Below are 22351 nucleotides of genomic sequence, written 5' to 3'. Positions count from 1 at the left end.
TCAGATACATGAATCTAAGGGGCCGGTGGTGACGGTGAGGCGAAGTTCTCTTCAAGGGCGGACGCGGAAACCCTAAACGCGTGGATCCCCGCGCCGAACAATGCTCGGACGGGCGGCGGAACGGCTACGGCGGGGAGGTGCGGATGACCTGGCGTGACCGGGTTCTGGCTCCGCTCGTCCTCGTGGCGCTGGCGATCTGCGGCGTCTACGCCCTCGACCTGGGCAGTGACCGCTTCCAGCTGGTTCTGTGCTGGATCGTCGCCCCGCTCAGCGATCTGGGCCTGTTCGTCCTGTCCTGGCAGGTCAGCCGGGTTCCCGGGCTGCCCGCGGCGAGCGTCCGGTTCTGGCGGGTGATGTCCGCGGCCGGCCTGGTCTTCGCGGCCGGCGACCTCACGCAGCTCGGCTGGGTGCTGGCCCGGCCCGGCACCACCGAGTTCGTGCTGCACCCGGCGCAGAGCGTGCTCGGGCTGTGCGGCGTGCTCCTGGTCTGCGGCGCCGGTGCGCTGCACCCGACGAGCGGCCTCTGGGCCCGTAGCACCCGGAACCGGATGGCGCTGGACGCGGCGATCATCTACACCGCCGCCGGCGTCGCGGTGTGGTGCCTGCTGACCGGCCCGAGCGTGGTGCACGCCGGCGCCGCCGGGTACGCCGCCGCCTCGTTCGGCTGCGGCCTGCTGCTGATCGGCGGCTTCTTCACGGTGAAACTGGGCCTGAGCGGCAACAGCCCGATCGCGCTGCCGGCCGCCGTCCCGATCATCGCCTCCTGCGCCGTGCAGGCGATCGGCAACGCCCTGCTGCCTACCGCCAGCCTGCACGGGGTAACCGGGCCGGCGCTGCTCATCCTGGTTCCGTGCCTGCTCGCGCTGACCGGGCCCCGCCTGCAGACGATGGCGCTGCGCGCCCGCCGGGGCACCCGCGACCGCCGCCCGGCCGCCCGCCGGCGCTACAGCTCGCTGCCCTACCTGGGCACCGTGATGTGCGTGGCCGCGCTGGTCACCGTGCTGGTCACCGAGGGCCTCGGGGTCCCCGCCTGGGGCGCCCTGTTCGGCCTGCTGCTCAACGTGGCGCTGGTGGTCGCGCGGCAGATGGTCGCGCTGGCCGAGAACAACACGCTGCTGGACCAGATCGACGAGAGCCTCGCCGAGATCCGCCGCCGGGAGCACCGGCAGGAGGCGCTGCTGCGGCACGCCTCGGACATCACCGCGATCGTCGGCACCGACGGCGTCGTGCAGTACATGAACCCGGCGGTCGAGCGGGTCATCGGCGGCACCCTCGACGAGTACCTGAACCGCAACATCTACGACCTGATCCACCCCGGCGACGTCGACCGGATCACCGCCGAGATGGACCGGGTCTTCGCGACGCCGGGCGCCAAGGCGGCGTTCGAGCTGCGCGCGATGCACGAGGACGAGTCCTGGCGCTGGCTGTCCGTGGTCGCCGTCAACCTGGTCGAGGAGCGCGGCATCGGCGGCGTGGTGATGAACGCCCGGGACATGACCGAGGAGCGGGAGCTGCGCGAGCGGCTGCGCTTCCAGGCCGGGCACGACGCGCTCACCGGGCTGGCCAACCGCCGGCAGTTCACCGACCGGGTCCGCTCGGCGGGCGCCGCCGAGGTCACCGTGCTCCTGGTCGACCTGAACGGTTTCAAGCAGATCAACGACACGTACGGGCACGCCACCGGGGATGCCGTCCTGCGGCACGTCGCCGAGCAGCTGCTGGCCGCCACCGGCGCCGCGGACCTGCCCGCCCGGCTGGGTGGCGACGAGTTCGCGGTGCTGGTCGGATCCGGCGCCGGGGAGGCCGGAGAGATCGCCGAGCGGCTACGCTCGGCGCTGGCCCGGCCCACCGAGATCGGCGGGCAGCGCCTCGCGGTCGGCGCCAGCATCGGTGTCGCGGCCGGCCGCGCGGACCAGCCCGACAACCTTCTGCACCTCGCCGACCTGCGGATGTACGCCGACAAACAGCGCTCCAGGGAGTTCGCATCGTGACTCGGCCCGGGCGTCATGTGCTGCTCATCGGGGCGCTCGCCCTGGTGAGCACGCTCTGGTACGTGATGTGGACGGTGACCGGCTTCGGCCCGGTCTTCGTCGGCTACCTGTTCATGCCGATCGCCTCCGCCGTCGCCGCTCTCGCGCTGCGCGCGTTGCGCCGTGAGACGCCGCTGGAGCCGGTCGGCCGCCGGTTCTGGCGCGGGCTCGAGATCGGCGCCGTCCTGGTGACCGCCGGGTTCGGGCTGCTCGCCGGGGCGGCCGTGCTCTCCGAGCCGGTGCTGCCGGACATGCCGCTGGCCGGCGCCGCGTGTGCCGCCTCCGGTCTGCTCGCCGCCATCTGGGCGGTCGCCCGGGTGCCGGTCGGCGTGACCAACCGGCACGAGCGGACGCGGCAGTGGCTGGACCGCTCGATCGCCTTCATCGGCTGTGCCGCCGTGCTCTGGCACTTCGGCCTGCTCCCGCTGGTGACCTCGGACGACGACTGGACCCCGGGCGGCCTGGCCATCATGATCCTGGGGTTCGCGTTCGCGGCCGGCGCGATCACCAAGGTCTCGTACATCGTCGGCGGCCCGGTGGACCGGGGCGCGGTCCGTACGGCCGCGTCGGTGGGCCTGGCCGTCGCCGGAGTCGCGCTGCTGGACGGCAAGTTCGGCTACAACGGGATCCTGCCCGGGCAGACGCTGTGCCTGCCCCTGGTGCCGCTGCTGATGGCGGTGGCCGCGTACCGGCAGCGCCGGGCCGCCGGGCGCCCGTCGCGCCGCCGCGGCAACGTGTGGCTGCCGTACCTGGCCGTGCTCGCGGTCGACGTCCCGCTCGCCGACGTGCTCTTCCGGCCGGCGGTGCGCGACGGGTTCTGGGAGGGCCGGCTGGTGGTCGGTCTCACGGCCGCCGTCACCGCGCTGGTCCTGGGCCGGCAGTTCCTGGTGAACCGGGACAACATCCGGCTGCTGCGCGAGCGCGAGGCCTCCGAGGCCCGCCTGCAGTACGACGCCACCCACGACGCCCTGACCGGCCTCGGCAACCGGGTCCTGTTCAAGCGGCGCCTGGAGACCGTCCTGGCCGACGGCCCGGCGACCGTGCTCCTGGTCGACCTGGACGACTTCAACACGGTCAACGACTCGCTCGGCCACGACGTCGGCGACGAGCTGCTGATCGCGTTCGCCGAGACGCTGCGCTCCGCCGCCGGCGCCGACGGCGAGCCCGCCCGGCTGGCCGGCGACGAGTTCGCGGTCCTGGTCACCACGCCCGGCCACGACCGTGCGGTGGCCGAGCGGGTGATGGCCGCGATCGCCGCCCCGATCAGCGACCACCGGCTGCTGGTGCACGCCAGCGCCGGCATCGCGTCGGCCCCGGCCGGCACCCCGGCCAGCCACCTGCTGCGCGACGCGGACGCCGCGATGTTCACCGCCAAGCAGCGCGGCAAGGCCAACTGGGTGCGCTACGCGGCCGGCATGGAGAAGCCCGCCCAGGCGCACGCCCAGCTCGGCGGCGACCTGCGCCGGGCCCTCGACGCCGGCGAGTTCAAGCTGGTCTACCAGCCGATCGTGCACCTGCGCACCGGCCGGGTGGTCGGCGTCGAGGCGCTGGTCCGCTGGTTCCACCCGGAGCGCGGCATGGTGTCGCCGATCGACTTCATCCCGGCCGCCGAGCGCACCGGCCTGATCGTGCCGCTGGGCCGCTGGGTGCTGCGCGAGACGTGCCGCCAGGCCGCCGCGTGGATGGCCGAGTTCGGCCCGGACGTCCTGGAGAAGGCCGCCCCGAACGTCTCGGTCCGCCAGCTGCACGACCCGGACTTCGTCGCCGACGTCCGCGCCGCGCTCGCCGACAGCGGACTGCCCGCGTCCCGGCTGGTGCTGGAGCTGACCGAGTCCGCCGTGCTCCGCGGCCACCAGGTGCTGCGCGTGCTGCACGAACTGCACGACATGGGGGTCCGGCTGGCGCTCGACGACTTCGGCACCGGTGAGTCGTCGCTGAGCCTGCTGCGCGCGTTCCCGGCCGCGGTGGTCAAGCTGGACAAGTCGTTCGTCGACAACATCGAGCTGGACGAGCCCGGCAGCGCCGCCGCGAACGCCCGCCAGGCCGTCGCCCGCGCGGTGATCCAGCTCGCCGACGCGCTCGGCCTGGACACCGTCGCCGAGGGCATCGAGAACCAGGAACAGGCCGACCGCCTGCTCAAACTCGGCTACACCGTGGGCCAGGGCTATCACCTCGGCCGCCCGGTCAGCGCCGCCGACCTCACCACCCGCCTCGCCGCCGAACAGCGCTCCCTCCGAGCCGCCGCCTAAAACCTTCAAGATCTTTTATTGCCTCGGTCCGCCGGGGTACAGATCGTCGCTCCCGCGGGGACCCTTCCGGGCCTCGCAGGGCGCGGGGCGCCCAGAACGCGAGACCCTCCAGGGCGACGTCCGCGGGTGGGCACGGTTTACCCCAAAACCCGGAACGGCCCTGAGGCTGCGCGGGTGGGCAAAACCCGGAACGGTCCGCGAACCGGGGCGGAAAGCCCCGATAAGGTAGCGGCGATGGACACCGCGGACGACGGCACAAGCACGGCGGGCTCGCTCGGCACCTGGCTGGAGCGACTCTCGTTCGCGGACCTGACCGAGGCCGAGGCCACCACCCGGATCGTCGACGCGATCGAGGAGTGGGCGGTCGCTCAGCAGTGGCGGGTCTACCGCCGCGCCCCCAGCGTCTTCCCGCTCCCGCCCCCACTGCGCGGCAACTCGGTGCTCGACGTCGCCTGTGCCCGCCCGGCCGGCGCCGCCCCGATCGCGATCGAGGTGGACCGCACCGACCGCCAGCGCACGGTCGACAAGCTGCTCGCCGAGGCCGCCGCCGGCCGGGTGGCGATCTGGGTCCGCTGGGGCCCCGGCCCGTTCGCGCCCCCGCCCCTGCCGGTGCACATGGTGACCAGGGAGGCGGCCCGCCGCTCCGGCAAGTGGCATACGGTGTCCGAACGGCCCGCACCGGAACACTCCGGCGCCGCGCCCGTCGTCGTCGAAGCCGAGGAGCTGCCATGGGAGCCGTGACCGTCTTCGCCGGACCCGAGGAGCAGCCGTGGCAGCCGTGACCGAGAGCCCCTCCCGTCTGGCCTGGCGGGTGACCGAGCCGCTGCACGCCCTGGTCTACCTGGTCCCGGAGTCGTCCGAGGTCTACGCCCGGGCCGGCCTGGACCCGATGACCGGCTACTTCGCCGCCCGCGGCGCCGCGTTCGGCCAGGCCGGCCCGGCCCTGATCACGGCCACGTTCTACAACTTCAACCCGGCGATGGTCGCCGACGCGCTCCCCGCCGCGTGGGGCACCGTCACCCCGGAGCAGATGATCGCCGCCCGCCTGGAGATCGCCGACGCCGCGCTCTCCCGGGCCCTCGGCGCCGAGGTCCTGGCCTGCAAGGAGGTCGCCGAGGCGGCCGAGCTGGCGCACGCCGCGGCGCTGGACGCGGCCACCATGCCGCACGGCCGCCCGCTGTTCGCCGCGCACACCACGCTGCCCTGGCCGGAGGCGCCGCACCTGCGGCTCTTCCACGCCCAGACGCTGCTGCGCGAGTTCCGCGGCGACGGGCACATCGCCGCCCTGGTCACGGCCGGGATCAGCGGCCTGGAGGCGATCGTCCTGCACGTCGCCACCGGCGCGATCGACGGCCGGTTCCTGCAGGTCACCCGGGGCTGGAGCCGGGCGCAGTGGGCGGCGGCCACCGCGGGGCTGCGCGAACGCGGCCTGATGACGCCCGGTGACGAACTCTCCGAGGAGGGCCGCAGGGTACGGGAGGATCTGGAGGCCACCACCGACCGGCTGGCCGAGCCGGCGTACCGGGTTCTCGGCGAGGCGGGTTGCCTTCGGCTGGCCGCCCTCACCCGTCCGTTGAGCAGGACCGTCGTCAAGGCCGGGATGTTGAACCCGGCCGGTCTGACCGATGCCGCGAGTGAGCGTAAGCACGCTGGGTGATGGCGGAATCACTTGCTGTTGGGTAGCAGGTGGGTAACTCTTGGTTGCGTGATTCGACAGCAGCGGCACCCGGCATCGTGGTGGGGTCAGTTCCAGCAGGCCTCCGAAAAGTTCGATCTCGCCATCCTCACCGAGAGTCTGGGCTACGAGATCGTTCCGAAGATCGCCTCGCCGCTGCTGCGCCGGGAGGCGGAGATCGGGCTGGACGTGATGATCCGGCACCGGAACAAGCCGGCCAGCGAGGAGCTGGCGGACCGGGCGACCAAGGGCGTCGAGCGGTTGATCGCCACCGTCGACCGGCTGGAGGAGCGGTCCCACGACGGCTTCGAGCTGCGTGAGGTGCGCGCCCTGATCCACCTGCTGGAGGGCAAGGTCGGGGACGCCGGGCACGAGGCCGAGGGCTTCGTGAAGACCCAGGCGATCCTGCGCTGCTTCGTCGGCGCCCTGCGCCTGGAACGCTTCGACACGAACCTCGCGGTGAAGCTGCTGGCGGCCGGCCAGGACCCGAGCATGGCACTGCAGTCCGGCCAGGTGATCGGAAAGTACGCGTGGTGGCCGAGCTGGCTGCTGAAGGTCGTCACCGAACGCGCCATGGCCGGCGAACTCGACCAGCAGACCGTCACCGCCTTGGACCGCTGCGCCTACGCGGAACTCAGCCCGGCCCAGGCCCGCATCGCCCGCCGCCTCCTGGAGGGCGAGGAGTCCCTGATCGACGCCTCCGCGGTCCGCCTGGAGGGCCTGGGCGAAGCCGACGCCGCCCTGAAACTCCGCAACGGCGACTTGACCACCGTCGCCCTGGCAGCCCGCCTGATCCCGATCTAACCCGTCCCCGCGCGGCCCAGCCCCCGCGCGGCGCCATCCGCGTTCGGCGCCGCCTCGGGCGCCGCGCGGCCCCGCCCTGCGCGTCCCGGCGCCGCCCCCGAGCCGCCCGGCGCCGGATCGCCCGCGCGGCCCTGCTCTGCACTGCCCGCCTACGCCGCCGCCCCGCCCTACGCCGCCGCCCCGCCCTACGCCGCTCGCTTCGGCCCCGTGCCGCCGCTCTGCCCGTGCCGCCGCTCTGCCCGCGTCGCCCTACACCGCGCGCCGCGCTCGCCGGGGTCGCCGGTGGGCCTGACCAGCTTGTTTGCGGGCGGGAGGCCGGAATGCCGCCGGCGCAAGTTGTCCACACCAAGCGGTTGTCCACAGGCACCCAACGTGATCTTGGCGGACCCGGCGATAATGGCGGTGGCGGTCAGCCCCCGGTGGTGGGTGGGGAGTGTCTGTGCAGCGGGGTCCGCGGCACGAGAAGGCGACCGGGGCCTCTGGGGCTTCAGGTGACGGCGGCGTAACGTGCCGGAAACACGACCCCTAGGCTCACCGGGTGACGATGCTTGATGTTGTCGGGTGGGCCGGGTCGGCGCTGCTCGTGTGGTCTCTGCTGCAGGCCCGCCTGCTCCGCCTGCGCGCCCTGAACCTGGCCGGCTGCCTGGTGCTGATCGGCTTCAACGCTGCGCTCGGTGTCTGGCCGATGGTCGGCCTGAACGTGGTGCTCACGGTGATCAACATCTGGTATCTGTGGCAGATGCTGCGCACCCGGCACGACGAGAAGGCGTACCAGGTGGTCGAGGTCCGCGCCGACGACGAGTTCCTGGCGTACACGTTGCGGCTGCATCATGACGACATCGCCCGGTTCAATCCGGGGTTCAGCGCGGCCTCGGTCGCGGACGGCGCGGCCGCGTTCCTGGTGATGAACGGTGACGAGGTGGTCGGCGTGGTGGTGTTCCGCGGCCGTGGCGACGGGGTGGCGCAGGTCGAGCTGGACTACGTGACGCAGCGGTACCGGGATTTCACCCCGGGCGAGTTCGTCTTCCGGCAGAGCCGTTTCTTCGCCGAGCGCGGGTGCCACACGGTGATCACGCCGCCGGGGATGCGCGCGCCGTACTACGACCGGCTCGGGTTCCGGCGCGAGGGCGAGTCGTACGTGATGGAGCTGGCGTAAAACCCGGAGCCGGCGTGCGAACACGCCGACTCCGGGTGGCCCGGAAGGGGACAGCGACGAAGGTCAGGCGCCGCCCTCGGTGAGGGTGACGGTGGCCGGCTGGAATCCGGCGCCGTTGACGTCGACGCCGGCCGCCTTGGCCTGGTCGACGGCCTGCTTGATGTAGTCGTTGGTGTAGGCGAGCCCCTCCGGCGCCTTCTTCAGGACGGTGTCGCCGGTCTGGTTCTTGGTGGTCTGCGAGATGTCGACGGTCTGCTTCCAGGCCGCCTCGTCGATCACGCCGATCCCGCCGGTGGACGGCCAGACCAGCTTGTTGACCTCGTTCATCTGCCACAGCTGGTGGCTCTTGCCGAGCTTGGAGCCCTTGGCGACGACCAGGTCACGGCACTTCTCGGCGTTGTCCCGGCAGAACGCCCAGCCCTTGATCGTGGCGGTCAGGAACTTGACGGTCTGCTGCTGGTACGCCGGGTCGTTGAGCTTCTCGGTGTTGGCCCAGACGGCGTCCTGGAGCATCGACGACCCTTCGGTCTTCCAGTCGATGACGGAGAAGTCGTCGGCCGTGTAGAGCTTGCCGGTCTTCGGGTTCTTCGCCTCCAGGAGCTGGGCGTACTCGTTGTAGCTCATCGCCTGGGCGGCGTCGATCTCCCGCTTCAGCAGCGCCTGCATGTCGAACTGCTGCTGGACCAGGGTGACGTCCTTGCCGGGGTCGATCCCGGCCTTGGTCATGCCGGCGAACAGCTCGAACTCGTTGCCGAAGCCCCAGTTGCCGACCTTCTTGCCCTTCAGGTCGGCGGCGGTCTTGATGCCGCTGTCCTTCCAGGCGACCTGGTACGTGCCGGACCGCGCGAAGATCTGCCCGACGTCGGTGATCCCGGCGCCCTGTTCGCGGGACGCGAGCGCCTTCGGCACCCAGGCCACCGCGTAGTCGGCCTTGCCCTGCGCGAGCACGGTCTGCGGCACGATGTCGACGCCGCCTTCGAGCAGCTGCACGTCGAGGCCCTGCTCCTTGTAGAAGCCCTGGTCGACGGCGGCGATGTAGCCGGCGAACTGGGCCTGGAAGAACCACTGCAGCTGGAGCTTGATCGGGGTCAGGGCGCCGCTCGCGCCGGGGGCGGGGGTGCTGGGGGTGTCAGCGGTGCCGCAGGCGGCGAGGGCGAGAACGGAGGCGAGAATTATCCGGGAGATCTTCAATGCGGACTCCTGACTAGCTGATCAAACGTTGTTTCCAGGGCATGGCCAGCCGTTCCAGAAGGAGGGTGGCCAGGTAGAAAGTCAGACCCAGAAGACAAGCCCCAACCACAAAGGCCCAGGCTCTTGGGTACGCCGTGAAGGCCGCCGCCGACGTGATCCGCGCGCCGAGCCCGTCCTGCAACCCGCCGAAGTACTCGGCCACCACCGCCGCGATCACGGCCAGCGACGACGCCTGCCGCAGCCCGGTGAACAGGTGGGACAACGCTCCGGGCAGCCGCACCTTGACCGCGAAGGTCCAGCCGCTCGCGGCGTACGTCCGCATGAGCTCTTGATGGGTGGGGTTGATCTCCCGCAGTCCGCGCAGGGTGTTCAGGAAGACCGGGAAGAACACCACGATCGCGGTGACGAGGCGGCGCGGGATGCTGCTGGTCGACTCGAACATGTTGTTGAGGATCGGGGCGAGCGCGATGATCGGCAGCGCGTTGAACAGGGCCGCGAACGGCACCGAGATCTCGCCGAGCGCCCGGAACCGGCTGGCGGCGAGCGCCGCCAGGATCGCGACCAGGGTGCCGGCGATCAGGCCGGTGAGCGCGTTCGCGCCGCTGGCCAGGGCCGCGTTCCAGACGTTGGTCCGCTGTTCGACCAGCTGCGCCCAGATCGCGGAGGGGGCCGGCAGGATGAACGGGGCGACCCGCCCGAGCTTGACGAACAGCTCCCAGACGGCGAGGGCCAGCACACCGAAGACGATCGGGGGGAGAATTCGTCTCATGGCGTCACCTCCGCTGCGCTCCGGCGCCGCCATGAGTTGAAGGCTGAGTTCGATGATTCGCTCGCAAGCTCGCTCATGCGACGGGTACCCCGCGCAGCGCCTGCCGTACCTCGGTGATCTTCTCGAAGAACGCGGGGGACTGGCGGCCGGCGTCGTCCCGGGACGGGAGCTCGACGCCGATCGACGCGGTGATCCGGCCGGGGCGCGCGGACATCACCACCACCCGGTCGGAGAGGAACACCGCCTCGGAGATCGAGTGGGTGACGAAGACCGTGCTGGTCCCGGTCTTGGCGCAGATCGACAGCAGCTCGGACTGCAGCCGTTCCCGGGTCATCTCGTCGAGCGCGCCGAACGGCTCGTCCATCAGCAGCAGCGGGGGCTGCACGGCCAGGGCGCGGGCGATCGCCACGCGCTGCTGCATGCCGCCGGAGAGCTGGCCGGGGTAGTGCCCGCCGAACTCGGTGAGGCCGACCAGCGCGAGCATCTCCTCGGCGCGGGCCCGGCGCTCGGCCTTCTTGACGCCGCGCAACTCCAGCGGGAGCTCCACGTTCTTCCGGACGGTGCGCCACTCGAACAGGCCGGCCTGCTGGAAGGCGAGTCCGTAGGCCTGTTCGCGCCGCGCCTGCCCGGCCGGCTTCCCGGCGACCGTCACGGTGCCGGTCGACGCCGGGATCAGGTCGGCGATCAGCCGCAGCAGCGTGCTCTTGCCGCAGCCGGACGGCCCGATCAGCGACACGAACTCCCCGTCGCCGACGGTGAGGTCGACATCGGACAACGCCCGTACCTCATCGGGTCGTCCTTGATTGAAGATCTTGTTGACCTTCTCGATCTCGACCGCGCTCAAAGCGTGACCACCTCCACATGGCGGCGGTGGCGCATCAGCGGCACCTCCAGCAGACCGACGGCGCCCGCGACGAGCAGGCCGAGCAGCGCCGCCCCGAGCATCGCGGTGTAGACCTTGGCGGGATCCGAGGTGGCCTCCCGGGAGTACTCGATGATCAGCCGGCCGATCCCGCCGCGGGTGCCGGTGGAGATCTCGCCGACCACCGCGCCGACCACGGCCGCCGCCCCGGCCAGGCGCAGCGCCGGGAACAGGTAGGGCAGCGCCGCCGGGAACCGGAGTTTCACCAGCGTCCGCCACCACCCGGCGGCATAGCTGCGCATCAGCTCCTCGCCGCTCGCGGACGGCGACTGCAGCCCGCGCAGCATGCCGACCGCGACCGGGAAGAAGGCCAGGTACGCCGCGATCACGGCGACCGTGGCCCAGGGCGGCATGATGCTCCCGCCCCAGCCGGCCACCAGTGGCGCGAGCGCCACCAGCGGCACGGTCTGGGAGAGGATGACGTACGGCAGAAGCCCGCGCTCGACGATCCGGAACCGTTGCATGGCCACCGCCAGCAGCAGCCCGACCAGCGCCCCGGCCAGGAACCCGGCCGCGGTGATCCCGAGCGTGAACAGGCACGCGCGCAGCACCACCTGCCACACCGGGTCGCCGCCGGCCAGTTCCGGACGGCTCAGGCGCTGCAGGATGGTCCACAGGTGCGGCATGGACAGGTCGTCGGCGCGCGGCAGGATCCGTACCCCGAAGAGCACCGTCCCGTCCGGGTTGCCGACCGCCTTGTAGCCCTCCCACAGCGCCGCCGCGACGACGAGCCCGGCCAGGATCGCGAGCGCGCGCCTCATCCGAACGCCGGGATGATCTGCTCGCCGTACGCGGCGAGGGTCTCCTCTTTTCCGTCGTGCTGCAGGTAGACCGCGAACTGGTCGACGCCCAGCGCCTTCAGCTCCTCGAGCCGTTTGACGTGGTTCGCGACCGGCCCCAGGATGCAGAACCGGTCGACGATCTCGTCCGGCACGAACGTGGTGTGGCTGTTGCCGGCCCGCCCGTGCTCGGCGTAGTCGTAGCTCTGCCGCGCCTTGATGTAGTCGGTCAGCGCCTGCGGCACCGCGCCGCTCTCGCCGTAGCGGGCCACGATGTCGGCCACGTGGTTGCCGACCATCCCGCCGAACCAGCGGGTCTGGTCCCGCGCGTGGGTCAGGTCGTCGCCGACGTAGGCCGGCGCCGCGACGCAGAACTTGATCGCTTCCGGGTCGCGGCCGGCTTTCCGGGCCGCCGCCCGGACCGCGGTGATCATCCATTCCGCGATGTCCGGGTCGGCGAGCTGCAGGATGTAGCCGTCACCCACCTCGCCGGTCAGGGCAAGAGCCTTCGGTCCGTACGCCGCGACCCACACCTCGAGACGACTTGCCGCGGCCCAGGCGAGCTGGATCTCGTTGCCGCGGACGTGCACCTTCGCGCCGTTGCCCAGTCCCTTGATCACCTGCACGCTCTCGCGCAGCTGGCCGAGGGTCTGCGGGGTGAGCCCGAGGACCCGCAGCGCCGAGTCGCCCCGGCCGATCCCGCAGACGGTCCGGTTGCCGTACATCTCGTTGAGGGTCGCGAAGGTCGAGGCGGTGACCGTCCAGTCCCGGGTGCCCGGGTTGGTCACCATCGGCCCGACCACGATCCGCTCGGTCGCGGCCAGGATCGCCGAGTAGACGACGTACGGCTCCTGCCACAGCACGTGCGAGTCGAACGTCCAGAAGTGGCTGAACCCGGCCGCCTCGGCCTTCTTCGCCCACTCGACCAGCGCGAGCGCGGGCGGGTCGTTCTGCATCACCACACCGATGTCCATGTGCGCCCCCTCAGAGCAGGTAGTCGGAGAGACCGCGCGGGACGTACTTCCCGCGGCCGGGACGCCCGGTGTACTCGCCGTTGCGGGAGATCACCTCGCCGCGGGACAGGACCGTGTCGACCTTCCCGTCGATCTCCCAGCCCTCCCAGGCGGAGTAGTCCATGTTCATGTGGTGCGTCTCGACGCTGATCCGGGTGCGCCCGTTCGGGTCGTAGAGCACGATGTCGGCGTCCGAGCCGGGCGCGATGATGCCCTTCTTCGGATACATGCCGAACATCCGGGCCGGCGTCGTCGCGATCGTCTCCACCCAGCGGGCCAGCGACAGCTTCCCGTCGACCACGCCCTGGTAGAGCAGGTCGACGCGGTGCTCGACGCTGCCGATGCCGTTCGGGATCTTGGAGAAGTCGCCGATGCCCATCTCCTTCTGGTCCTTCATGCAGAACGGGCAGTGGTCGGTCGACACCACGGACAGGTCGTTGGTCCGCAGGCCCTGCCACAGGTCGGCGCGGTGGCTCTCCTTCCCGCTGCGCAGCGGGGTGGAGCAGACCCACTTGGCGCCGTCGAAGCCGGGCGCGCCGAGCTGGTCCTCCAGGGTCAGGTACAGGTACTGCGGGCAGGTCTCGGCGAACACGTTGCGGCCCAGGTCGCGGGCGTTGCGGACCTGCTCCAGGGCCTTCGACGCGGACAGGTGCACGATGTAGAGCGGGCAGTCCGCGGCGACGCTGGCCAGCCAGATCGCCCGGCTGGTCGCCTCCGCCTCCAGCTCCTGCGGCCGGGTCAGGCCGTGGAACACCGGGTCCGTCTCGCCGCGTTCGAGGGCCTGCTTGACCAGGACGTCGATGGCCGGCCCGTTCTCGGCGTGCATCATGATCAGGGCGCCGTTGTCGCGCGCCTTCTGCATCGCGCGCAGGATCTGCCCGTCGTCCGAGTAGAAGACGCCGGGGTACGCCATGAACAGCTTGAAGCTGGTGATCCCCTCGCTCGCCACGAGCTGGTCCATGGCCTTGAGCGACTCGTCATCGACCCCACCGACGATCATGTGGAAGCCGTAGTCGATGTGGCACTGGTCGGCGGTCTTGCCGTGCCACGCGGCCAGCCCGTCCTGCACCACCTCGCCGTACCGCTGAATGGCGAAGTCGATGATCGTGGTCGTCCCGCCGATCGCCGCGGCCTTGGTGCCGGTGTCGAACGTGTCGCTGGCCTCGGTGCCGCCGAACGGCATCTGCATGTGGGTGTGCGCGTCGATCGCGCCCGGGATCACGTACTTCCCGGTCGCGTCGATGATCTCCGGACCCTCCGGCGCCTGGCCGGGCGCGTAGAGCGCGACGATCGTCTCGCCGTCGACCAGCACGTCCGCGAGCGACGCCCCGGTCGGGCCGACCACCGTCCCGCCCTTGATCAGAATGGTCATGGTTGCACCAGCCCGTTGTAGCTGTCCGGCCGGCGGTCGCGGTAGAACTGCCAGCGCTCGCGGACCGTCTTGAGCAGGCTCAGGTCCAGGTCACGGACGATCAGCTCGGGGTTGTGGGTGTCACCGACCTCGCCCACGAACTTGCCCTCCGGGTCGACGAAGTACGTCTGCCCGTAGAAGTCGTTCTCGCCGAGCTCCTCGACGCCGACCCGGTTGATCGCGCCGATGAAGTACTCGTTCGCCACCGCGCTGGCCGGCTGCTCCAGCTGCCACAGGTACGACGACAGGCCGCGGCTGGTCGCCGACGGGTTGAAGACGATCTGCGCGCCGTTCAGGCCCAGCGCCCGCCAGCCCTCCGGGAAGTGCCGGTCGTAGCAGATGTACACGCCGACCCGGCCGACCGCGGTGTCGAAGACCGGGTAGCCGAGGTTGCCGGGGCGGAAGTAGAACTTCTCCCAGAAGCCCTTGACCTGGGGAATGTGGTTCTTGCGGTACTTGCCGAGGTACGTGCCGTCGGCGTCCACGACCGCGGCCGTGTTGTAGAGGACGCCCTCCTGCTCCTTCTCGTACATCGGCAGGACCATCACCATGCCCAGCTCGGCGGCGAGTGCCTGGAAGCGCTCGGTCGTCGGGCCGGGGACGGACTCGGCGTACTCGTAGAAGGCCGCGTCCTGCACCTGGCAGAAGTACGGCCCGTAGAACAGCTCCTGGAAGCAGATGACCTTCGCACCCTGGGCGGCGGCGTCACGGGCATAATCCTCGTGCGCCTTGATCATCGATTCCTTGTCGCCCGTCCAAGTGGTCTGGACGAGGGCGGCGCGGACGACTCCGGTCGTCATGGCGGCCCCTCTCATTCGATCTTTGGCACGCGCAGTGCGCCACAAAAGCGCCTGTGATCGTGTGTCTACTCCCTGCAGTATCCCCAGCGCTAGGGCTTGCTTGACAGCGCTTGATGCCGTAGGACCTTAACGACACACATTGAGGCGAACAATTGCTGATATGTAACCGATTGTTTCGGAGAGGTAATTTGCTTCCGCTGATCACCGGGGCGGTCGAGGACCGCAGCGCCCGGGGTATTGCCGCGGCCGTGAGCCGTTTGATCACCGCCGGTCGATTGCCGGCCGGCGAGCGGCTGCCCACCGTGCGCGAGGTCGCCGGGTCGCTCGGGGTCAGCCCGACCACGGTCAGCGAGGCGTGGCGGAACCTGACCCTGGCCGGCGCGATCCGGACCCGGGGGCGGTCCGGGTCGTACGTCGCCGGCCCCGCCCCGCCCCGGTTCACCCGCCTGAGCCGGCCCCCGTTCGCCCTCGCGCGGGACCTCTCCACCGGCGTGCCGGACCCGGCGCTGCTCCCCGATCTGAGCGACGCGCTGCGCCGGATCGGGGACGGCCGCTGGGCCGGCAGCTACCTCGACGAGCCGGTCCTGCCCGAGCTGGAGTCGGTGCTCCGGGAGCGCTGGCCGTTCCCGCCGGAGCGCCTGACCGTGGTGGACGGCGCGATGGACGCGCTGGACCGGCTGGCCGGGGTGATCCTGCGCTACGGCGACCACGTGCTCGTCGAGAACCCGGCCTTCCCGCCCCTGCTCGACCTGCTCCAGACGGTCGGCGCCACCGCGATCGGGGTCCCGCTCGACGGCGCCGGCCTCGACCCCGGCGTGCTCCGCGAGCTGATCGCCGAGCGCCGGCCGGCCGCGCTGTTCCTGCAGCCCCGGGCGCAGAACCCGACCGGCGTCAGCATGACCGCGCAGCGCGCCGCCGCGCTCGCCCGGGTCCTGCGCGGCGCGCCGAACGTGCTGGTCGTCGAGGACGACCACGCCGGCGACATCGCCACCGCGCCGCCGATCAGCCTCGGCACCTACCTGCCCGGGCGGGTCGTGCACGTGGCCAGCTTCTCCAAGTCGCACGGGCCGGACCTGCGGCTGGCCGCGATCGGCGGCCCGGCCGCGGTCGTCGACCAGCTGATGGAGCGGCGGCTGCTCGGGCCCGGCTGGTCGAGCCGGCTCCTGCAGGGCGTACTGCTGGACCTGCTGACCGACGCCAGGGTGGTGGCCCGGGTCGCCGCGGCCCGCACGGCGTACGCGGCACGGCGCTCGGCGTTGCTGGAGGCGCTCGGCGAGCACGGGGTGACGGCGTCCGCGGCCGACGGGATCAACCTGTGGATGTCCGTTCCCGATCAGCAGAGCGCGATGGTGGCACTGGCCGCGCACGGCATCGGGGCGGCCCCCGGCGCGCCGTTCTGCGTCACCCCGCTCGGCGGCGACCATCTGCGGCTGACCGCCGGACTGGTCGCCGACGGCTACCCGGAACTGGCCGAGGTGCTCGCCTCGGCCGCCTTCGCGACCAGCCGCGGCAGCGGTTCACGAGGCCGTGGCCACCCCCACGGCTGGCGTTAGTGTGAGGAGAAATGATGTCCCTGCTGGATCGTCATCGCGCTGTCCTGCCGGCCTGGATGCCGGTGTACTACGGCGACGACGCGCTGGAGATCGTCGCCGGCTCCGGCCGCCGGGTCACCGACGCGACCGGCCGTACCTACCTGGACTTCTTCGGCGGTGTGCTGACCACCATGGTCGGCTACGACATCGCCGAGATCAGTGACGCGGTCCGCCGCCAGCTCGACACCGGCGTCGCGCACACCTCGACGCTGTACCTGATCCGGCAGCAGGTCGAGCTGGCCGAGAAGATCGCCCGGCTGTCCGGGATCCCGGACGCGCGGGTCTTCTTCACCAACTCCGGCACCGAGGCCAACGAGTCCGCGCTGCTGTTCGCCACGAACGCGCGCCGCTCCAACCAGATCCTGGCGATCAAGAACAGCTACCACGGCCGGACGTTCGCCACCATGGCCGTCACCGGGCACCGCAGCTGGTCGTCGAGCTCGCTCAGCCCGCTCTCGGTGCACTGGCTCGCCTCCTCCGACCGGCTGCGCGGCCGGATGGCCGGGATGTCCGACGACGATCTGCTCGACGCGGCCGTCGACGACCTGCGCGAGGTGCTCGCCACGGTCACCGCCGGGGACGTGGCCGGGCTGATCGCCGAGCCGATCCAGGGCGTCGGCGGGTTCGTGGCCGGGCCGGACGGGCTGCTCGGGGCGTACCGGAAGGTCCTCGCCGAGCACGGCATCCTGCTGATCGCCGACGAGGTCCAGACCGGCTGGGGCCGCACCGGCGACCACTTCTGGGGCTACCAGGCGCACGGCGTGACGCCGGATCTGATCACCTTCGCCAAGGGGATCGGGAACGGGTTCGCGCTCGGCGGGGTGGTCGGCCGCGCCGAGGTGATGAACGCGGTCCCGGCGATCAGCTTCTCCACCTTCGGTGGCAACCCGGTCAGCGCCGCCGCCGGCAACGCGGTCCTCGACTACGTGCTGTCGCACGATCTCCAGGGCAATGCGCAACGGACCGGGTCGCTGCTGCTCCAGGGACTGCGAGAGCTTTCGTACGGCATTCTGGCCGAGGTCCGTGGCCGCGGCCTGATGATCGGGCTGGAGTTCGTCCGCCCGGGCACCACCGAGCCGGACCCGGCGTCCACCGTCCGGGTCTTCGACCTCTGCCGCGAGCACGGCCTGCTGGTCGGCAAGGGCGGCCTGTACGGCAACGTGCTGCGCCTGGGCCCGCCGCTGACCCTGACCGAGGACGAGGCCCGCGAGGGTCTGGCCATCCTGATCGACGCGATCGCGACCGCCGACGCCGAGTCGCGCATCGCCTGACCTGTCGTTTTCTGATCAGCGCCCGGCGACTCGCCGGGCGCTGATGTTTTGTCGTCGGCTCGCGAACTTTCGCTTGTTCTGAAGAAACTTGGCTTCACTCGGAACGAAACCTCTCGGTAACGTCGCCCACGCATGTCGATTTATCGATAGAGGGGGCCGCAATGAAGCCGTCACTCAGCCGCCGCCAACTTCTCGGTGCCGCCGCCGCGGCCGGCGCCGCCACCACGATCGCCGCTCCAACCGCCGCCACCGCCCACGGCGGGGGTGCTCTGCACCGGGTGCCCACCGACCAGATCAGCGTCCAGCTCTACACGCTGCGCGACCAGCTGGCGCTCAACCTGGAGGCCAGCCTCGCCGAGCTCGCCGCGATCGGCTACACCCGGGTGGAGCACGCCGGCTTCGTCGGCCGCACCGCCGCCCAGTTCCGGGCCGCCCTGGACGCGGCCGGTCTGCGCGCCACCTCCGGCCACGTCGGCATCCCGCAGCCGTTCGACGCCGCCACCTGGCAGCGCGCGCTCGAGGACGCCGCGATCGTCGGCAACAAGTTCATCGTCCACCCGTTCTTCGGGCAGGGCGCGACCGGCCCGATCCGGGACGCCGCCGTCTACCGGGCCTTCGCCCGCGACCTGAACCGGGCCGGGGAGCTGGCCCGCCGGGCCGGGCTCGACTTCGGCTACCACAACCACCAGGCCGAGTTCCTCCGGCAGGACGGGACCGACCGGACCGGGTTCGACATCCTCACCCATGACACCGACCCGCGGCTGGTGCACCTGGAGGTGGACCTGTTCTGGGCGTTCCGCGGCGCGCACGACCCGGTCGATCTGATCGCCGAGCACCGCGGCCGGATCAAGCAGGTGCACGTCAAGGACCTGAACGTGGGCGGCAGCTTCGCCGACCCGGGCGACGGCCTGATCGACTTCGGGCGGATCTTCCAGCGGTCCCGCGAGGCCGGCCTGATCGAGTACATCGTGGAGCGGGACGACGCCGGGACGCCCCCGCGGACGCCGGCGGATGCCCTGGTCACGGCTCGGCGCGGGTACACGTACCTCGCAGGTCTGAGGTTTTGATGTCGTCTTTCGGGAAAAAGTTGTGCACTGTCGCCGGAGTGGTCGTGCTGGCCACCCCGGCCGTGGCCGTGGCCCATCCGGGTCACGAGTTGCCGCCCTCGTCCGACTTCCAGAAGGTCACCCTCGACGACTTCCCGGGCGAGCCGATCGCGCTCGCCGTGCTGCCCGACCGCCGCGTGCTGCACACCGCCCGCTCCGGCGAGGTACGCATCCACGAGCCGTCGACCGGCCGCAACGTGCTGGCCGCCAAGATCCCGGTCTACCTGCACGACGAGGAGGGCGTGCAGGGCGTCGCGATCGACCCCGACTTCGAGCACAACAAATGGGTCTACCTCTACTACTCGCCGGTGCTGAACACGCCGGTCGACGACCCGGCGACGCCGGCCGTCAACGAGGGTGACGCGCCCGCCGAGGGGACCGCCGCCGACTTCGCGCCGTTCAAGGGCGTGATGCGGCTGTCCCGGTTCAAGCTGAGCGGCAACACCCTGCGGCTGGCGACCGAACAGAAGATCATCGAGGTGGCCACCGATCGGGGCATGTGCTGCCATGTCGGCGGCAAGATCGACTTCGACCGGGCCGGCAACCTCTTCCTGTCCACCGGCGACGACACCAACCCGTTCTTCTCCAGCGGCTACGCGCCGCTCGACGAGCGGGCGAACCGCAACCCGGCCTTCGACTCCCAGCGGACCGCCGGCAACACCAACGACCTGCGCGGCAAGCTGCTGCGCATCCGGGTCGGCCGGGACGGCGGCTACACCGTCCCGCGTGGCAACCTGTTCCGGCCCGGCACGCCGAAGACTCGGCCGGAGATCTACGCGATGGGCCTGCGGAACCCGTTCCGGTTCACCCTGGACCCGCAGACCGACATGGTTCTGCTGGCCGACTACTCGCCGGACGCGCAGGCCGCCGATCCGCTGCGCGGGCCGGCCGGGCAGGGCCGCTGGATGGCGATCGACAAGCCGGCGAACTACGGCTGGCCGTACTGCGTGTCGCCGGACCTGCCCTACGTGGACTACGACTTCGCCACCGGGGTCTCCGGCGCGCCGTTCGACTGCCGCCATCCGAAGAACGACTCGCCGCACAACACCGGCCTCCGCGATCTGCCGCCGGTGGCGACGGCTCAGATCATTTATTCGTACGGCGCCAGCTCCGCCTGGCCCGAGCTGGGCACCGGCGGCATCGGGCCGATGGGCGGGCCGGCGTACGACTACGACGCCCGCTCCCGGTCGCGGGTCAAGTGGCCGGCGTCGTTCGACGGGCTGCCGCTGTTCGCCGAGTGGACCCGCGACTACGTCAAGGCGTTCCACCTGGACCGGCGCAACCAGGTGACCCGGATCGACCCGGTGCTGCCGGAGATCGTCTTCGACAACCCGATGGACCTGGAGTTCGGCCCGGACGGCGCGCTCTACGTCCTGGAGTACGGCGACGGGTACTTCAGCGAGAACCCGGACGCCCAGCTCGCCCGGATCGACTACGTCCGCGGGAACCGCACCCCGATCCCGCGGGCCAGCGCGAACCCGGGCAACGGGCAGGCGCCGCTGATGGTGCGGTTCTCCAGCGCCGGGACGGTGGATCCGGACGGCGACGCGCTGACCTACGCGTGGGACCTCGACGCGGACGGGCGGGTGGACTCGACCGACCCGAACCCGGTCTTCACGTTCGTGGCCAACGGGAACTACCGGCCGACCCTGAAGGTCACCGACAGCACCGGCCGGTCGGCGTCCGCCGAGGTGATCCTGCCGGTCGGGACGGCCGCGCCGCAGGTCACGTTCGTCACGCCGGTGGCCGGGCAGCCGTTCTCGTTCGGGCAGACGGTGACCTACGAGGTGACCGTCGCCGACGACGCCCCGGTGGACTGCGCGCGGGTGACCGTGACGTACATCCTCGGGCACGACCAGCACGGTCACCCGCTGTCGACGTCGTCGGGCTGCACCGGCTCGATCACCACGTTCGTCGACGCCGGCCACGCCGGCGCGGACAACCTGACCGCGGTCTTCGTCGCGTCCTACACGGACACCGGCACCCCGCCCCAGACCGGCTCCGCCACGGTCGTCCTCACCCCGACCACCTGACCGTCCCGCGTCTGTCACTGGGGGGCACTGCCCGGTGCCTCCCAGTGACAGATGCCGCTACGTTGTCCGACATGGACCTCAGTGATCTGACCGGTACCGAACGTCTGATCTGGGAGGCGTTCACGGTCGGGGAGCGGGTCGATCTCGCCGGGCGGCCGGACCGGCGGGTCCGCGCCGAGGTGCTGCGCGCGCTGGTTCTCGGCGCCCGGCCGGCCGAGCCCGGTCACCTGCCGGCCCTGCGGATCGCCGGCGCGGTGGTCACCGGTTCGCTGCGGCTCACCTACGCCGACATCAGCGTGCCGGTGACCATATGTGACTCCCGGATCGAGGAGCCGATCGTCGTCTACGGCGCCCGGCTGCGCCGATTCACCCTGCACGGCAGCGAGTTCCCGGGCCTGGAAGCCCAGGGGATCGTCGTCGAGAACAGCATGGATCTCTCCGAGACCGTGGTCACCGGCCCGATCTCGCTGGTCGGCGCCCGGGTCGAGGGTGTCCTGCAGCTGGACGGGGCCCGGTTGAGCGGCGGCCCGATCGCGCTCGACGCCACCCACCTGACGGTGACCCGGTCGATCCTGGCCAAGAAGGGCTTCGAGTGCCACGGTGACCTGTTGCTCGGCGGCGCGGACATCACCGGGTCGGTCCGGTTGAAGGACGCCGTGCTGGACAGCCCCGGCGGATGGGCGGTCCAGGCGCAGGGCGTCCGGGTGGGTGCGGTCCTCGACTTCTCCGGGACCCGGGTCGCCGGTGGCATCCGGCTCAGCAACGCGGTGGTCGGCAGTGTCCTGTCGATGCGCGGCACGATCCTCACCGAGCCGCGCTCCGGCGAGTGCCTCGACCTGCGGAACCTGGTCACCGCCGAGGCGCTCTTCGAGTTCGGCGGGCCGGTTCCGGGGCTGGCCGATCTCCGGTACGCCCGGATCGGCCTGCTCCGCGACGCCCCGGAGACCTGGCCGGCCGAGCTGAGCCTGGACGGCTTCGCCTACGAGATGATCGCCGGGTCGGTGCCGGTCGAGGACCGGCTGCGCTGGCTGCGGCTGGACCCGGGCGGCTACCGGCCCCAGGTCTACGGCCGGCTGGCCGCGATGTATCAGGCCGCCGGGCGGGACGACGACGCCCGGGTGGTGCGGCTGGCCGGGGAGCGGCGCCGCCGGGAGTCGCTGCCCCGGACCGGCCGCGTCTGGGGCTGGCTGCAGGATCTCACGGTCGGTTACGGCTACCGGCCGCGGCGGGCCGGCGCCTGGCTGCTCGCGCTGCTCGGGCTCGGCTGGGCGGTCTTCGGCGCGGTCCCGCCGCGGGCGGCCGAGGCGCCCAAGGCGCCCGAGTTCCACGCCCTGGCCTACGCCGCTGACCTGCTGCTTCCCGTCGTCGACCTGGGGCAGCAGTCGGCCTACCTGCCGCGCGGCTGGACGGCGTGGATCGCCTACGTCCTGATCGGTGCGGGGCTGCTCTTCGCGACGACGGCGGCCGCCGGGGTGGCCCGCAGGCTCCACCGGGATTGACCCGTGCCATGACGTCGATCACAGCTCCGATGTACGCCAAAGTTCACGATTCCG

At 71.5% G+C, this 22351-nt stretch carries 18 protein-coding genes; 11 read left to right on the top strand and 7 right to left on the bottom strand.

Annotated elements, in window-relative coordinates:
• Positions 1-143 precede the first annotated feature (143 nt).
• From L3i22_RS38030 to L3i22_RS38005, 6 genes are all read left to right on the top strand, one after another.
• Positions 144-1988 (top strand): sensor domain-containing diguanylate cyclase, encoded by a 1845-nt coding sequence (locus L3i22_RS38030; RefSeq protein WP_221322297.1) that lies wholly within the window; start codon positions 144-146, stop codon positions 1986-1988.
• The gene (locus L3i22_RS38025; RefSeq protein WP_255657482.1) at positions 1985-4276 is read left to right on the top strand and encodes a bifunctional diguanylate cyclase/phosphodiesterase; all 2292 of its coding nucleotides are present in this window, start codon (positions 1985-1987) and stop codon (positions 4274-4276) included. Before L3i22_RS38030 ends, L3i22_RS38025 begins: the two co-directional genes overlap by 4 nt.
• A 234-nt stretch (positions 4277-4510) precedes the next feature.
• Complete coding sequence (locus tag L3i22_RS38020) at positions 4511-5017, top strand: hypothetical protein (protein ID WP_221322296.1); 507 nt, start codon at positions 4511-4513, stop codon at positions 5015-5017.
• 28 nt (positions 5018-5045) lie between these two features.
• Positions 5046-5933: a hypothetical protein gene (locus L3i22_RS38015; RefSeq protein WP_221322295.1), complete on the top strand. Its 888-nt coding sequence runs from the start codon at positions 5046-5048 to the stop codon at positions 5931-5933.
• A gap of 48 nt (positions 5934-5981) precedes the next feature.
• Positions 5982-6755 carry a hypothetical protein gene (locus tag L3i22_RS38010; protein ID WP_221322294.1) on the top strand — a complete coding sequence of 258 codons (774 nt, stop codon included), beginning with the start codon at positions 5982-5984 and terminating at the stop codon, positions 6753-6755.
• 544 nt (positions 6756-7299) lie between these two features.
• On the top strand, positions 7300-7911 hold the full coding sequence (locus L3i22_RS38005) for a hypothetical protein (RefSeq protein WP_370644560.1): 612 nt from the start codon (positions 7300-7302) through the stop codon (positions 7909-7911).
• A 63-nt stretch (positions 7912-7974) separates the two neighbouring features.
• On the opposite strand, the gene L3i22_RS38000 is transcribed toward L3i22_RS38005, so the two are convergent.
• The 7 genes from L3i22_RS38000 to L3i22_RS37970 all read right to left on the bottom strand — a co-directional run bounded on the left by L3i22_RS38000 (position 7975) and on the right by L3i22_RS37970 (position 14796).
• Positions 7975-9102: an ABC transporter substrate-binding protein gene (locus L3i22_RS38000; protein WP_221322292.1), complete on the bottom strand. Its 1128-nt coding sequence runs from the start codon at positions 9100-9102 to the stop codon at positions 7975-7977.
• Between the two features lie 13 nt (positions 9103-9115).
• Positions 9116-9871: an ABC transporter permease gene (locus L3i22_RS37995; protein WP_221322291.1), complete on the bottom strand. Its 756-nt coding sequence runs from the start codon at positions 9869-9871 to the stop codon at positions 9116-9118.
• Between the two features lie 73 nt (positions 9872-9944).
• On the bottom strand, positions 9945-10715 hold the full coding sequence (locus L3i22_RS37990) for an ABC transporter ATP-binding protein (RefSeq protein WP_221322290.1): 771 nt from the start codon (positions 10713-10715) through the stop codon (positions 9945-9947).
• Positions 10712-11554 (bottom strand): ABC transporter permease, encoded by an 843-nt coding sequence (locus tag L3i22_RS37985; protein WP_221322289.1) that lies wholly within the window; start codon positions 11552-11554, stop codon positions 10712-10714. The genes L3i22_RS37990 and L3i22_RS37985 overlap by 4 nt, the downstream gene beginning before the upstream one ends.
• Positions 11551-12546, bottom strand: a complete 996-nt coding sequence (locus L3i22_RS37980) for a TIGR03842 family LLM class F420-dependent oxidoreductase (RefSeq protein ID WP_221322288.1) — start codon at positions 12544-12546, stop codon at positions 11551-11553. Before L3i22_RS37980 ends, L3i22_RS37985 begins: the two co-directional genes overlap by 4 nt.
• A 10-nt stretch (positions 12547-12556) precedes the next feature.
• Positions 12557-13957, bottom strand: coding sequence for a dihydropyrimidinase (gene hydA / locus L3i22_RS37975; RefSeq protein WP_221322287.1), 1401 nt, complete (start codon positions 13955-13957; stop codon positions 12557-12559).
• Positions 13954-14796, bottom strand: coding sequence for a nitrilase-related carbon-nitrogen hydrolase (locus L3i22_RS37970; RefSeq protein ID WP_255657481.1), 843 nt, complete (start codon positions 14794-14796; stop codon positions 13954-13956). Before L3i22_RS37970 ends, hydA begins: the two co-directional genes overlap by 4 nt.
• Positions 14797-14948: 152 nt before the next feature.
• Between L3i22_RS37970 and L3i22_RS37965 the strand changes: the two genes are divergently transcribed.
• The 5 genes from L3i22_RS37965 (at position 14949) to L3i22_RS37945 (ending at position 22297) form a co-directional block, all read left to right on the top strand.
• Positions 14949-16349: a PLP-dependent aminotransferase family protein gene (locus tag L3i22_RS37965; protein ID WP_370644280.1), complete on the top strand. Its 1401-nt coding sequence runs from the start codon at positions 14949-14951 to the stop codon at positions 16347-16349.
• Positions 16350-16363: 14 nt separating this feature from the next.
• Positions 16364-17659 (top strand): aspartate aminotransferase family protein, encoded by a 1296-nt coding sequence (locus tag L3i22_RS37960; protein ID WP_370644279.1) that lies wholly within the window; start codon positions 16364-16366, stop codon positions 17657-17659.
• A 161-nt stretch (positions 17660-17820) separates the two neighbouring features.
• Positions 17821-18726, top strand: a complete 906-nt coding sequence (locus L3i22_RS37955; RefSeq protein WP_221322283.1) for a sugar phosphate isomerase/epimerase — start codon at positions 17821-17823, stop codon at positions 18724-18726.
• A 38-nt stretch (positions 18727-18764) separates the two neighbouring features.
• Positions 18765-20798, top strand: a complete 2034-nt coding sequence (locus L3i22_RS37950; protein ID WP_255657480.1) for a PQQ-dependent sugar dehydrogenase — start codon at positions 18765-18767, stop codon at positions 20796-20798.
• A 71-nt stretch (positions 20799-20869) separates the two neighbouring features.
• Positions 20870-22297, top strand: coding sequence for a hypothetical protein (locus tag L3i22_RS37945; protein WP_221322281.1), 1428 nt, complete (start codon positions 20870-20872; stop codon positions 22295-22297).
• Positions 22298-22351: the final 54 nt, after the last annotated feature.

Origin of the sequence: Actinoplanes sp. L3-i22, assembly GCF_019704555.1 — a bacterium.
Taxonomy (GTDB): domain Bacteria; phylum Actinomycetota; class Actinomycetes; order Mycobacteriales; family Micromonosporaceae; genus Actinoplanes.
The sequence above is the reverse complement of the archived record's forward strand: the minus strand, read 5'-3'. Positions and strand labels throughout refer to the sequence as shown.

Bases quoted from the DNA above. Each gene is read 5' to 3' on its own strand.
- L3i22_RS37960 (WP_370644279.1), top strand. From the start codon at position 16,364: ATGTCCCTGCTGGATCGTCATCGCGCTGTCCTGCCGGCCTGGATGCCG.
- L3i22_RS38030 (WP_221322297.1), top strand. From the start codon at position 144: ATGACCTGGCGTGACCGGGTTCTGGCTCCGCTCGTCCTCGTGGCGCTG.
- L3i22_RS37945 (WP_221322281.1), top strand. From the start codon at position 20,870: ATGGACCTCAGTGATCTGACCGGTACCGAACGTCTGATCTGGGAGGCG.
- L3i22_RS37970 (WP_255657481.1), bottom strand. From the start codon at position 14,796: ATGACGACCGGAGTCGTCCGCGCCGCCCTCGTCCAGACCACTTGGACG.
- L3i22_RS37980 (WP_221322288.1), bottom strand. From the start codon at position 12,546: ATGGACATCGGTGTGGTGATGCAGAACGACCCGCCCGCGCTCGCGCTG.
- L3i22_RS37995 (WP_221322291.1), bottom strand. From the start codon at position 9,871: ATGAGACGAATTCTCCCCCCGATCGTCTTCGGTGTGCTGGCCCTCGCC.
- L3i22_RS37955 (WP_221322283.1), top strand. From the start codon at position 17,821: ATGAAGCCGTCACTCAGCCGCCGCCAACTTCTCGGTGCCGCCGCCGCG.
- hydA (WP_221322287.1), bottom strand. From the start codon at position 13,957: ATGACCATTCTGATCAAGGGCGGGACGGTGGTCGGCCCGACCGGGGCG.
- L3i22_RS38005 (WP_370644560.1), top strand. From the start codon at position 7,300: ATGCTTGATGTTGTCGGGTGGGCCGGGTCGGCGCTGCTCGTGTGGTCT.
- L3i22_RS37985 (WP_221322289.1), bottom strand. From the start codon at position 11,554: ATGAGGCGCGCGCTCGCGATCCTGGCCGGGCTCGTCGTCGCGGCGGCG.
- L3i22_RS38020 (WP_221322296.1), top strand. From the start codon at position 4,511: ATGGACACCGCGGACGACGGCACAAGCACGGCGGGCTCGCTCGGCACC.